Origin of the sequence: Streptomyces incanus, from assembly GCF_042656345.1 — a bacterium.
GTDB lineage: Bacteria > Actinomycetota > Actinomycetes > Streptomycetales > Streptomycetaceae > Streptomyces > Streptomyces incanus.
The window spans coordinates 7,306-19,353 of sequence record NZ_JBHSPC010000166.1 but is presented as its reverse complement, the minus strand read 5'-3'; the positions used below and the strand labels follow the sequence as shown (position 1 = coordinate 19,353).

General features: G+C 70.4%; 12 protein-coding genes and 2 pseudogenes. 6 read left to right on the top strand and 8 right to left on the bottom strand.

Annotated features, from left to right (window positions below; translation table 11 throughout):
- Window positions 1-156: 156 nt before the first annotated feature.
- The 4 genes from ACFP2V_RS37400 to ACFP2V_RS37385 all read right to left on the bottom strand — a co-directional run bounded on the left by ACFP2V_RS37400 (window position 157) and on the right by ACFP2V_RS37385 (window position 2,448).
- Entirely contained in the window at window positions 157-459 is a 303-nt protein-coding gene (locus tag ACFP2V_RS37400; RefSeq protein ID WP_381220967.1) for a hypothetical protein, read from the bottom strand.
- A 61-nt stretch (window positions 460-520) separates the two neighbouring features.
- The gene (locus ACFP2V_RS37395) at window positions 521-859 is read right to left on the bottom strand and encodes a hypothetical protein (RefSeq protein WP_381220784.1); all 339 of its coding nucleotides are present in this window, start codon (window positions 857-859) and stop codon (window positions 521-523) included.
- A 19-nt stretch (window positions 860-878) separates the two neighbouring features.
- Window positions 879-1,514 carry a TOPRIM nucleotidyl transferase/hydrolase domain-containing protein gene (locus ACFP2V_RS37390; protein WP_381220780.1) on the bottom strand — a complete coding sequence of 212 codons (636 nt, stop codon included), beginning with the start codon at window positions 1,512-1,514 and terminating at the stop codon, window positions 879-881.
- Window positions 1,515-1,659: 145 nt separating this feature from the next.
- On the bottom strand, window positions 1,660-2,448 hold the full coding sequence (locus tag ACFP2V_RS37385) for an IclR family transcriptional regulator (protein WP_381220777.1): 789 nt from the start codon (window positions 2,446-2,448) through the stop codon (window positions 1,660-1,662).
- 433 nt (window positions 2,449-2,881) lie between these two features.
- On the opposite strand from ACFP2V_RS37385, the gene ACFP2V_RS37380 reads away from it, so the two are divergent.
- From ACFP2V_RS37380 to ACFP2V_RS37370, 3 genes are all read left to right on the top strand, one after another.
- Window positions 2,882-4,219: a gluconate:H+ symporter gene (locus ACFP2V_RS37380; protein WP_381220774.1), complete on the top strand. Its 1,338-nt coding sequence runs from the start codon at window positions 2,882-2,884 to the stop codon at window positions 4,217-4,219.
- A gap of 198 nt (window positions 4,220-4,417) precedes the next feature.
- Window positions 4,418-5,752, top strand: a complete 1,335-nt coding sequence (locus ACFP2V_RS37375) for an enolase C-terminal domain-like protein (RefSeq protein ID WP_381220771.1) — start codon at window positions 4,418-4,420, stop codon at window positions 5,750-5,752.
- Window positions 5,753-5,893: 141 nt separating this feature from the next.
- Window positions 5,894-6,811 carry an alpha/beta hydrolase gene (locus tag ACFP2V_RS37370; RefSeq protein ID WP_381220768.1) on the top strand — a complete coding sequence of 306 codons (918 nt, stop codon included), beginning with the start codon at window positions 5,894-5,896 and terminating at the stop codon, window positions 6,809-6,811.
- Window positions 6,812-6,989: 178 nt separating this feature from the next.
- Here ACFP2V_RS37370 and ACFP2V_RS37365 read toward each other — a convergent pair whose 3' ends face one another.
- Together ACFP2V_RS37365 and ACFP2V_RS37360 are read right to left on the bottom strand one after the other, a co-directional pair.
- On the bottom strand, window positions 6,990-7,295 hold the full coding sequence (locus ACFP2V_RS37365) for a zinc finger domain-containing protein (protein ID WP_381220766.1): 306 nt from the start codon (window positions 7,293-7,295) through the stop codon (window positions 6,990-6,992).
- A 190-nt stretch (window positions 7,296-7,485) separates the two neighbouring features.
- Window positions 7,486-8,388: a LysR family transcriptional regulator gene (locus ACFP2V_RS37360; protein WP_381220763.1), complete on the bottom strand. Its 903-nt coding sequence runs from the start codon at window positions 8,386-8,388 to the stop codon at window positions 7,486-7,488.
- 70 nt (window positions 8,389-8,458) lie between these two features.
- Between ACFP2V_RS37360 and ACFP2V_RS37355 the strand changes: the two genes are divergently transcribed.
- Window positions 8,459-9,397 (top strand): NAD-dependent epimerase/dehydratase family protein, encoded by a 939-nt coding sequence (locus ACFP2V_RS37355; RefSeq protein ID WP_381220760.1) that lies wholly within the window; start codon window positions 8,459-8,461, stop codon window positions 9,395-9,397.
- Between the two features lie 14 nt (window positions 9,398-9,411).
- Window positions 9,412-10,296 (top strand): aldo/keto reductase, encoded by an 885-nt coding sequence (locus tag ACFP2V_RS37350; protein ID WP_381220757.1) that lies wholly within the window; start codon window positions 9,412-9,414, stop codon window positions 10,294-10,296.
- Window positions 10,297-10,758: 462 nt separating this feature from the next.
- Here ACFP2V_RS37350 and ACFP2V_RS37345 read toward each other — a convergent pair.
- Window positions 10,759-10,908, bottom strand: a pseudogene (locus ACFP2V_RS37345) (ATP-dependent endonuclease); the annotation flags it as partial.
- 171 nt (window positions 10,909-11,079) lie between these two features.
- On the opposite strand from ACFP2V_RS37345, the gene ACFP2V_RS37340 reads away from it, so the two are divergent.
- Window positions 11,080-11,595, top strand: coding sequence for a GNAT family N-acetyltransferase (locus ACFP2V_RS37340; protein ID WP_381220750.1), 516 nt, complete (start codon window positions 11,080-11,082; stop codon window positions 11,593-11,595).
- A gap of 226 nt (window positions 11,596-11,821) precedes the next feature.
- Here ACFP2V_RS37340 and ACFP2V_RS37335 read toward each other — a convergent pair.
- Window positions 11,822-12,001 (bottom strand): annotated as a pseudogene (locus tag ACFP2V_RS37335) (hypothetical protein); the annotation flags it as partial.
- Window positions 12,002-12,048: the final 47 nt, after the last annotated feature.

The window sequence follows — 12,048 nt, the reverse complement described above, 5'->3', positions numbered from 1 at the left end:
CCCACCTCAAGACCTGCCGAGCGGGCCTGCTCCAGAGCCCGGTGGGTTGGTGCTGTGCGCCCATCGGTCATCTCGCGTCCCCCGTTCCGGCTGCGAGCCGTACCTGTGTCCCACCGCGCCGCCAGGCCACCGCCACCAGGCCACCGTGCCCGTGTCTCACCCGCGCCGGTCGGCGACCGCCCACGACGCGAGTGCCACGGCACCCGCCACGCCGAACACGGCGGGCCAGGCGCCGACCTTCTTCGCCAGGGGATGCGACCCGGCGAAGGCGGCGACGTACGCGACCGACAGCGCTCCGGCGGTCTTCCCGCCGGCCCGCTCCCGCCACTCCCGCGCCGCGGCGGCCCCCGCCACGGCGAGGACGACACCGCCCAGCGGCCGCTTCCGGGTCCAGCGGGCCACGCCGTACCCGCCGACGAGTCCACTCGCGGCCAGTACCGAGCCGGGAACCTTCGCCATGTCGTGCGCCTCCTGCCACCACGCCCGCCCATAGCCGAGGCGGGATCTCACTTCCCTGAGGCTAACCCCCGGAAGGACCCGCCCCGACACGGTCCCCTCTCGCACGGGCCTCTGCCACCGAGGCGCGCGTACGGCCTGCCCGGCGGAGGACGAGGGCGAGTCCCCGCAGGCCGAGGGCCAGGACCCAGAACAGGAAGGGATACGCGGCGACCCGTTTTATGCCTCCCATGCCGAGAGCGAGGTGGTGACCGGACGGGAACAGTCCGAAGGCCAGGAGCGCGGCGATCCCCGGCAGGCCGGTCACCCGGCGCAGCGTGCGCCCCGGCACACGGTCCGCCGGGCCGAACCCCGCCGGCACGAGACCGAAGTCGACCGTCCCCATGATGAGCGCGGCGCCCACGACGTGCAGGCCCTTGAGGTCAGGGGCCGGTGAGCAGGTCGTCGAGCGGGGCGGGCACGCGGTCGGGTTCGAGGGCCTCGACCAGAACACGGCCGTACCGGATCTTGCGCCCCTTCTTCGTGCCGAGGAAGCGCCGCAACTGCTGCTGGGCGGTACGGCCCTGCTGTGCGGGCTGGTGCAGGAAGGTCTGCAGGGCGCGCAGGTCGCCCTCCTCCCGGATGAGCTCCTCCACCCGTGCCACGCCCAGCGCGCGGATCAGCTCGTCCTCCAGATCCGCCGCGCAGACGAAGAACCGGTGCCGCTGTGCCGCACCGGCCGCCGCAGCCGCCCCCTCCAAGGCGCGGGCGTAGAAGCGCCGTTCCCTTTCGTCGCACAGCCCCGTGAGACGGAGGCCCAGGCCGGGCGGTGGCCCGAGGAGCCGGGCGAAGCGCCCGACGCTCATCGCACCGCCCATCGGCAGCACGCAGACCCCTTCACCCTCCAGGTCCCGTCCGCGGCGCTCGGCCAGCGTGTCGACCGCCGCGGCGTCACTCGGCCCTTCGAGCAGGACGACCGCCCGGACGGACAGCCGCGCCGCCAGCTCACGCGCGGGCTCATCCGGCCCACCGGCATCCCACGCGGTGACCGCTTCCCGGAACGCCCCCATGTCAGCCATGGGAAGAGTCTCCGCCTTCCCCGGCCACCACGACACGCAATTTCCACCGGACCCCAGGCGATCTCCTCTCCGGCTCGATCAAGCAGCAGGATGAGGAGGCCGTCGCACGGCGAAGATCACACGGCGAAGAGGGCGCGGCGGTGGGTCAGCGCCAGTCGGGGGCGCCTGCGGCGGGCGACAGGGCGCTCTCGATCTTCATTCGCGTCTCCCGCATGACCGCGATGATCCGGGCCTCGTGATCCTCGCCGAGTCGCGCCACCGGCACTGAGCAACTGATCGCGTCGGTGGCCGGTGAGCGGTACCGCAGGGCGAAGCCGAAGCCGGCGATGCCGACCACCGTTTCCTCGCGGTCGATGGAGTGGCCGCGCTCGCGCACCGCGGCGAGGTCGGCGAGCAACGTGGCGCGTTCGGTGTGCGTGTTCTCCGTGAGAGCCGCCAAACTGCCGTCGGCGAGGGGGAGTTGGTCGTCGGGGCGCTCGGCGAGCAGCGCCTTGCCGAGCGCCCCGGCGTGGGCCGGGATCCGGCGGCCGACCCGGCTGATGGTGCGCAGGTACTCGTGGGACTCGCGGGTGGCGAGGTAGACGACGTTCGAGTCGTCGAGCCGGGCCAGGTGGATCGTTTCGCCGAGCAGGTCCGAGGCCTCGTCGAGGAAGGGGCGGACCGCGCGCACGTGGGGGTCGCTGTCCAAGTAGTTCGTGCCCGTGTACAGGGCGCGGATCCCGATGCTGTAGAGGGAGCCGGTCGTGTCGCAGCGCACCCAGCCGCAGTCGACAAGGGTCCGCAGCAGTTGGTACATGCTGCTGCGCGGTACGTCCAGTTCCTCGGCGAGTTCGTCGAGACGAGCCGGCCGGTCGCCCCGTGTGGCGAGCAGTTCGAGCAGTGCGACGGTACGGGCCGCCGACTTCACTCCACGGACCCCGCTGTTCCCAGGCATGGCCACATCGTAAATCCGGTCCTGTCACGCCCCTTGACCGTTCCCCCGTTCAACCACTTAGCTGCGTTCCCGTACGTGTTCGCCGTCTGCATATGGGGATGACGCTCGTGGGGCGGTTCAGTGCTGCGGAAACCGAGGGTGTCGCTCAGCGGCTGCGCGAGGGCAGTGCGCGCCCCGCTCACCGAACCCTGCCGGGCCGGCCTGGCCTGGCCTGGCCGAGTGGGAGAAGGCCCTCGACGCCGGACTGCACCTGTCGGCGCCACACGCCGGCGCGGCGCCTGAGACCGCACGCCCTTTGCCCCGACCGCCGACTCCGGCGAGGAGCGGCCCCCATCCGGCGAGGAGCGGCCCCCATCCGGCGAGGAGCGATCCCCACCCGGCGGTGTGACCGTCCGACGAAACCGACCATCAGACAGTTCAAAGGGGAACTGACATGCCGCTCCTCGTAGTAGGGATCAGCGTTGTAGTGCTGCTGCTCCTGATGACCCGGCTGAAGCTCAACGGCTTCGCCGCGCTCCTGATCGTGGCGGTGGGCGTCGCGCTGGTCCAGGGGATTCCGGTGGCCGGCATCCCGGACGTCCTCTCGGAGGGCATCGGGGGCCAGATCGGCGACACCATGCTCATCATCGGGATCGGGGCCATGGTCGGCCGGGTCATGGGCGACTCCGGAGCCGCCCAGCGGATCGCGGGCCGGCTGCTCGACGCCTTCGGGCCGCGCTGGGTCCAGGTGGCCATGGTGGTCACGGCCATGCTCGTCGGGGTGACCATGTTCTACGAGGTCGCTTTCATCATCATCGTGCCCATCGCGTTCACGCTGGTCAGGGTCACCAGGGTGAACCTGCTGTGGGTGGGTCTCCCGATGTCCATCGCCCTGTCCACGATGCACAGCTTCCTGCCGCCGCACCCCGGCCCGACCGCCGTGGCAGCCGCCTTCCACGCCTCCGTCGGACACACCCTCTTCTACGGCCTCTTCATCGCCGTACCGGCCGGTGCGCTCATCGCGCTCGTGTGGCCGCGCCTGCCGTTCGTCAGGGCGATGAACCCCTCCGTCCCCAAGGGCCTGGTCAGTGAGCGCGAGTTCACCGACGAGGAGATGCCCGGCATGGGCTGGTCGTTGTTCGTGGTCGTCTTCCCGGTGGTGCTGATCGCCGGTGCTGCCGTGATCGACATGGTCACGTCCGGCGAGAACGCCTTCCTGAACACGATCGCCTTCATAGGCTCGGCACCGATCGCGCTCCTGCTGACCCTCATCCTGGCGGCCTGGGCGTTCGGTCCGCGGATCGGCCGCAGCATGGCGGACGTCAGCGCCTCCTGCGCCTCGGCGGCCCAGGCGATGGCGATGATCCTCCTGGTGATCGGCGCGGGCGGCGCCTTCAAGAACGTCCTCGTCGAGGGCGGGATCTCCGACTACATCAAGGACGTCACGGAGAGCTGGTCCATCTCCCCGATCGTCCTGGCGTGGCTGATCGCTGTCATCCTCCGCATCGCGCTCGGTTCGGCGACGGTCGCCGTCGTCACGGCCTCCGGCGTGGTGCTGCCGCTCCTGGCGGGCAGTGGGACCCACGCAGAGATGATGGTGCTCGCCGTCTCGTGCGGGTCGATCGCCTTCTCCCACGTCAACGACCCGGGATTCTGGCTGTTCAAGGAGTACTTCAACCTCTCGGTCATCGAGGCGATCAAGGTCCGCACCAGCTATACGACGGTGTTGGCGGTGCTCGGCCTGGGCGGCGTCCTGGCGGGGGAATGGGTCCTGGACGTCCTCAGCCTCTGACGCACCCGAAACGGAGCGGCACCCGAAACGGAGCGGCACCCGAAACGGAGCGGCACCCGAAACGGAGCGGCACCCGAAACGGAGCGGCACCCGAAACGGAGCGGCACCCGAAACGGAGCGGCACCCCAAACAGAGCGGACACCAAGCAGAGCCCCGCCCCGGCCCCGTACCCAAGCCCGACCCAAGGAGCCGACACACATGAGCCAGCCGACCGTCACCCACTTCGCCGTCTATCCCGTCGCAGGCCGCGACTGCATGGAGCTGAATCTCTCCGGCGCCCACGGGCCCTTCTTCACCCGCAACATCGTCGTCCTCACGGACTCCGACGGCCGTACCGGACTGGGGGAGGTGCCCGGCGGGCAGAAGATCACCCAGACGCTGCGGGACGCCGGACCGCTGATCGTCGGCGCGAAGGTGGGCGACCACAAGCGCGTCCTGCGCGAGATGGGAAGCCGGTTCGCGGACCTCGACTCGGGTGGACGAGGCGCCCAGACCTTCGACCTGCGGACCACCGTGCACGCCGTCACGGCCGTCGAGTCGGCGTTGCTCGACCTGCTCGGCCAGCACCTCGGCGTACCGGTCGCGGCGCTCCTGGGTGACGGTCAGCAAAGGGAATCCGTGCGGGTGTTGGGCTACCTCTTCTACGTCGGCGACCCCGATCGCACCGACCTGGACTACGTCCGGGAGCGCGACTCGGACGTCGACTGGTACCGCATCCGGCACGAGGAGGCCCTCACACCGGAGGCGATCGTCGCTCAGGCCGAGGCGGCCTACGACCTGTACGGCTTCCGGGACTTCAAACTCAAGGGCGGAGTCCTGACGGGCGCCGAGGAGGTCGAGGCCGTACGCGCGCTCAAGGAGCGCTTCCCGGCAGCCCGGATCACCCTGGACCCGAACGGCGCGTGGTCCCTGCGCGAGGCGGTCGAACTGTGCTCACCACTGGTGGGCACGCTCGCCTACGCCGAGGATCCCTGCGGGGCGGAGGACGGCTACTCGGGGCGCGAGGTCCTCGCCGAGTTCCGCCGCGCCACGGGCCTCCCGACGGCGACCAACATGATCGCCACCGACTGGCGCCAGCTGGCCCATGCCCTGGCCCTGCAGTCGGTGTCCATCCCACTGGCCGACCCGCACTTCTGGACCATGCAGGGCTCGGTGCGCGTGGCCCAGTTGTGCAACGCGATGGGCCTGACCTGGGGCTGCCACTCCAACAACCACTTCGACATCTCCCTCGCCATGATCACCCACTGCGGCGCGGCGGCCCCGGGCGAGTACAACGCCCTGGACACGCACTGGATCTGGCAGGAGGGCCTGGAACGGCTCACCGTCACCCCGCCACGGATCGTCGACGGCGAGATCGCCGTCCCCGACACCCCCGGCCTGGGCGTCGAAATCGACATGGACCGTCTCCTCGCCGCCCACAAGCTCTACCGGGAGAAGGCGCTGGGGGCGCGGGACGATGCCGAGGCGATGCAGTACCTCATACCCGGTTGGACGTTCGACGCCAGGCGCCCCTGCCTGGTGCGCCAGGCATAGCCCCGCAGCGCTGTTCACACGGTCGACGACCGGTCGGCGGTCGGTCGACGGCCGGTCGGTGGCCGGCCGCCAGGTGCGGCGGATCCGGCGCCGCAGGTCGGCGATAGCGTGGAGTCGAGACCCGAGTGATGAGGAGGGCGCGTGCGATTCGCGCTGGACGCACTGTTCGCTGACGTGCCCGCGGAGCAGGTCGATGAAGCTCGTGACTTCTACAAGTCGAGGGCGGCGGGCCGTGGACCCAGCACACCGGAGGAGCTCAAGGAGGCACGAACGAGGAGGTCTGTTCCTCGTGCCGCCGATCCGCCTGCCGTCGAAGAGACGATCGAAGCCGCGGAAGTACGCGTCCCTGTCAGGATCTTCACTCCTGTCGACGGTCCGCCGCGGGGCGTCTACCTGGACATACACGGCGGCGGTTTCTACATGGACTCCGCAGCGCGAGGAGACGAACGCAACCGCGAGCTCGCAGACGCCCTGCACCTCGCCGTCGTCAGCGTCGACTACCGGCTGGCCCCTGAGCATCCCTGGCCGGCGGCACCCGACGACTGTGAGGCGGCGGCGCTCTGGCTCGTCGAAGAAGCCGACGCGCGCTTCGGAACGTCCCGACTTGCGATCGGCGGGAGCTCCGCAGGAGCCACACTCGCCTTGGCGACCCTGCTCCGGCTGAGAGACAGAGGTGCCGTTGGCCGATTCACCGGCGCTGCGCTCCAATTCGGGACCTACGACTTGAGCGCACGAACCCCGGCCGGTCGCCGCATCGCGGACGAATACTTCCTCCAGGCGTACGCCGGCCATGTGGAAGACCGCACTGTTCCCGACATCTCTCCCCTCTACGGCGTTCTTCGCGGGCTTCCCCCAACACTGCTGATCGTCGGAAGCGCAGACGTGTTGCTGGAAGACAACCTGGCGCTGGCAGGTCGGTTGTCAGCGGCCGGCAATGACGTCGAGCTCCGGGTCTACCCCGAGTCACCCCACGGCTTCACGGGCCACCCCACGGCAATGGCAAGGACGGCGCTCAGCGGCGTCGACTCCTGGCTGCGCGACCGGATCACGCAATCGTAGGGACTGACCGCGATCCTCGAAGGATCCCAGCCCTAAAAGATCCCAGCCCTAAAAGATCCCAGCCCTGAAGGATCCCAGCCCTAGAGGCCGATTACGTGAGACACGGCCTCGCGCACTCCCGCCGACGGGGGCGGCAAACCGTCAGGCGCGTGGTCGACATCAATCGGCCGGACACGTCTCATGCCCGCGGCCGGACACGTCTCATGCCCGGCTGTCGGGCGTAGCCGAGGCGGACCTCCATCGGCGTGGACGTCGCCGCGGGCTTCGCGGCCGGCAGGGCAGTCCACTGCGAGCCGGGATGCCGTACGGCCGGGGTGGCGACGTGCGGTTCGGAGTGGAGCGCGGCGACGAGCTGGAAGCGGGCGGTGCGGTACTTGAGTGCGGCCTTGCCCGCGGTGGTACGGCATGGGGAGCCCGCCGGGGCCTGGCAGGTGGACATCGGGCAGTGGTGCGCTGCGGCGAGCCGGTGCGGGTCGGTTTTCACGCCAGGATCGTTTCAGGAGTGCGTTTCACAAGTGGAGAGGAAGGAAACGGCCTGTGAAACAGGGCGGCTTGCACGGATGTCCCGGCCGCGCGATGTTGCAACGGGGACCATCTATGAAACGCCGGGCCGGCCGGCATTCGGTCGGGAGCCACCCGAAGCGAAAGTGAAGCGGGATCAACGCCTCTCCTGGCTAGTGCTGCTGCAGCGCCTGCTCACGAAGGGCTTGGATGAGCGTCGTCACGTGGGGCCGGTCGCTACGGCTGATCGCGGCGACGCCGATGTGCCGGATCGGCCCCGGCAGCTTGATCGGGACGGTGCGAAGGCCAGGGATCTCCGGGGCGAGCGCAATAGAGGGGATCAGGGAGATTCCCATGCCGGCGGCGACGAGCGAGCGGGCGAAGAAGTAGTCGGTGGTGGTGCCGCGCACTTCCGGAGCGAAGCCGGCGCGCTCGGCGTAGCGGCGCAGGTATGCCTCGGTCTTCAGGCAGCCGAGCACCCAGGGCTCGGCTGCCAGCTCGGCGAGGTCGAGCACGTCGCTGCCGGCAAGCCGATGCCTCTCCGGCAGGACGACGTGCAGGGGGTCTTCCAGGAGTGGGGTCCACTCCAGGCTGGAGCCGGGGCCCGGCCCGACCGGCAGCGGGCCGTCGAAGTGATAGGCGAGCGCGACGTCTACGGCGCCCTGGCGGACGAGCGGCAGGGTGTCCTCGGGCTCGCCCTCCCTGACGTGGAGCACGGTGCGGGGATGGGCTGCCATGAGCCGGGTGAGGGCGCCGGGCAGCAGGAGCCGGCCGCCGCTGGTGAAGGTGGCGACGGTGAGCTGTACGCGGCCCGTGCTGAGCTGGTCGACCTGCTGTTTGGCGTGTGCGAGCTCGGCCGCGACCGATTCGGCGGCGCCGACCATGATCTGACCGGCCTGGGTGAGGGTGACGCCGCGGGTGCTGCGGGCGACGACCCGGGCGCCGAGGCTGCGCTCCAGGGCGGCCACGTGCTGGGAGACGGCCGAGGGGGTGAGGTGCAGGGCAGTGGCCGCCTGGTTGAAGCTACCGTGCTCCGCCACCGCCCGCAGGACGCGGAGCCGCTGCACATCGATCAACAGTTTGCCTTAATGCGTATCCAGCAAGCGAGCACTTCTACTGATGGCGGTACGTGTCCAGGATAGGGGCATGCAAAAGATCTGCGTCATCGGCGGAAGCCGGTACTTTGGAAAGCTCCTGGTGAAGCGCCTGCAGGCGGCGGGCCACCAGGTCACTGTGGTCAACCGCGGCTCCGCCCGGCCGCCCGCCGGTGTCGAACACCTCGTCGTCGACCGCAATGACGAGGCCGTCCTGACGGCCGCGCTCGGCTCCCGCACCTTCGACGTGGTTGTCGATCAGGTCTGCTATACCCCCGTGCAGGCCGCCATCGCCGCCCGCTCCTTCGCCGGCCGCACCCGGCGCTACGTCATGACGTCCACGATCGAGGTCTACGACCCGGCGACCGCCGTACTGCCGGCTGTCCCACCGGGCACGCCGGTACCGGAGGAGATCGTGGACCCGGCCACCTGGCTCGTGGCCATGGACCTTCCCTGGCACGACGATGTGTACCTGGAGGCGCACTACGCCGAGGGCAAGCGGCAGGCGGAGGCCGTCTTCGCCCGCGCCGGCGGCTTCGAGTCCGCCTCGGTGCGTAGCGCGCACGTGCTCGGCGGCGGCGCGCAGGAGTTCACCGGCCGACTCGCACACTACGTCGAGCACATCACCCGGGGCGAAGAGATCACCGTGCACGCGAAGGCGCTGCCCACGGTGTTCATCCACTACGAAGAGCTGGCAGACCTGCTGCTGTGGGCGACCACGGCCCACTTCACCGGCCCGCTCAACGCCTGTTCCAACGGCCTGCTCGACGTGCACGACCTCGCCGCGGTCATCGCCACGCAGGCCGGACGGGAGCCCGTCCACCGGACCGTCCCGGCGGGCGAGAAGGCTTCGCCGTTCTCCTTCGACCGCCACTACGCAATGAGCAACGCCCGTGCCAAGGAGCTGGGCTTTCCCTTCTCCCGTACCACCGACTGGCTGCCCGGCGCCGTCGCCGAAGCCCTCACCGCCCGACCGTCACCCACCGCCTGAGGAGCAGAGCCGTCGTGCAGTCCCGCACCATCGCAGACACCACCGTCAGCGCCATCGGCCTGGGCGCCATGCCGCTGTCCATCGAGCACCGTCCGGACGAGACGCGGGCCATCGCCACCATCCACGCCGCCCTCGACGCGGGTGTCACGCTCATCGACACCGCCGACAGCTACCACTGGCACGCCGGCGAGGCCGGCCACAACGAGCTGCTGATCGCCCGCGCCCTGGCCCGCTACGGCGGCGACACCTCCGGCATCCTGGTCGCCACCAAGGGCGGCCGCGGCCGCCCCGGCGACGGCGGTTGGACCGTCACCGCCACCCCGAAACATCTCAAGCAAGCCGCCGAGGCCTCCGCCAAGCGCCTGGCCGTCGACGCGATCGGCCTGTACCAGCTGCACAAGCCGGACCCCGCCGTGCCCTGGGCGGAGTCCGTCGGCGCGCTGCGCGAGCTGCTCGACGCCGGCACGATCCGCGCCGCCGGCATCTCCAACGTCACCACCGCCCAGATCCGCGAGGCACATGCGATCCTCGGCGACGGACTCGTCTCCGTACAGAACCAGTACTCGCCGGCCGTGCGCGACAGCGAGGCGGAGCTGCGGCTGAGCACACAACTGGGTCTGGCCTTTCTGCCCTGGAGCCCGCTGGGCGGCATCTCGCGCAGCTCCCTCGACGGCCCCTCCGGCCCCACCTCGGTCGGCACCGCCTTCCACCGCATCGCGGACGACCGGGGCGTCAGCCCGCAGCGGATCGCCCTGGCGTGGCTGCTCGCCCGCTCCCCGGCGGTGCTCCCGGTACCGGGAGCCAGCCGCCCGGCCTCCATCACCGACTCGGCCAGGGCCACGGACCTCAAGCTGAGCACGGAGGAGTTGGCGCGGCTTGAGGACGCTCTGCCGGGTTGAGGTGGGTCACGGGGCGCCGCTTGCCGACCTTGACCGACGGCTGGGACGGAGACACTTACCCCGATCTGTCCTGGGAGTCCAAGGCTGCCTTCGCTGCGATTGCCGGCCTCTACCGCGGCGACTGACCACCCGCCGTCGTCAGGGCCCACGCCTGATTGTCGCGATACTCGGCTGCGGCCGGGTTGCGCAGCGGGCGTGAGCCAGACGTGGTCGGGCGGGCGAAGGGCGAAGGGCGAAGGGTGAAGGGTGAAGGGTGAAGGGTGCTGGACTCTGGGATCGTATGGCGGAGATCGCAGGTCAGGCGGCCGTCCCGAAGCCTTCGGCTCCGGGTGCCGGGCCGCGGAGCGAGGTGAAGTCGACGTTCAGGTGCGGGTCGTACGCGGCCGGCCCGTCGCCGAGCTCATGGGTGGAGTAGTCGCCGAAGCGGCGGATGTGCTCGGCCAGGTACGGCGAGATGTGGGGCGCGTCGACGGCCGCGGCGCCACTCGGCCCTTCTAGCAGGACGACCGCCCGGACGGACAGCCGCCGCGCCGCCGGCTCGCGCGCGGGCTCACCCGGCCCACCGGCGTCCCACGCAATGACCGCTTCCCGGAACGCCCCCATGTCAGCCATGACACGAGTCTCCGCCCTGCCAGGCCCGCACCGCACGGAACTTCCAGCGGGCCCTGGCGATCTTCCCTCCGGCTCGATCAAGCAGCAGGATGAGGAGGCCGCCGCACGGTGAAGGCGAAGGAGACCGGGCGGAGAGGACACGGCGGAGGGGACGACACGGTGGAGGCGCACATGACCGGCCCATGGGTGAAGCTCGAACTGGACGTCGCGGCGTTCGACGCGTCCCGCTTCGAGACGTATGTGACGCGGTGCCGCGCGGACGGCATCCGCCTGACCACGTTCGCCGACCTGGGCGACACACCGGAACACCGCCGCGCGCTCTACGAACTGAACAAGGAGTGCTCCGCCGACATCCCGGAGCGCGGTGAGTTCTTCTCCTTCGAGGAGTACGTCGAGCGGCGCTTCGAGGCCGACGGCTACGACCCCCGCGGCATCGTGATCGCCCTGGACGGGGACGACTGGATCGGCCTGGCGGCGACATCGGTCCAGAAGGGCTTCGTCTTCAACGAGATGACCGGCGTACGGGCCGGCTACCGGGGCCGCGGCATCTCGATCGCCATGAAGACCTTCGGGATGGCCTTCGTCAGGGAACACGGAGCGAGCACGGTCCGCACCTTCCACCACCCGGCCAACGCGAACGCGATCGCCATGAACCGCAGGATGGGGTTCGTGGACGGGGAAGGCTGAGCCCGGGCCGTACCCGGCAGACTCCCTACGTACGAGAGGCCGCAGCAGGCCTCGGGTGTCGTCGAGCGCCCGGCCGTACTCGGCACCCCGCCCCAGCGCTGGGAGCACGCCCAGATCATCGCGGCCGGTGCCATGGGGCTGCTGCGCGTTACGAGGAGGGCCGCGTCGCCGGATGACTCCTGGTGATCCCCTGTCAGAAGCCGCGGTCAAGGCACGAGTCGGCGCGTCACTGCTCATCGAGGGACGGCTGTCGGGCGAGGAACTCCTCGAACGCCGCCTTCTGCTTCGGATCCATGAAGCCTTGGCGGACATCGCGGGCCTGCTCTTGGAGCCAGTGCGACTCGTCGGGGCCCAGGAGCTCGGCGACCACCACGCTTCCGCGAGTGACCGCCGTGCGCCCTCCCAAGGTGGCGGAGGCGACCTTGCCCCGTCTTCATACGGCCTGGTGGCCTG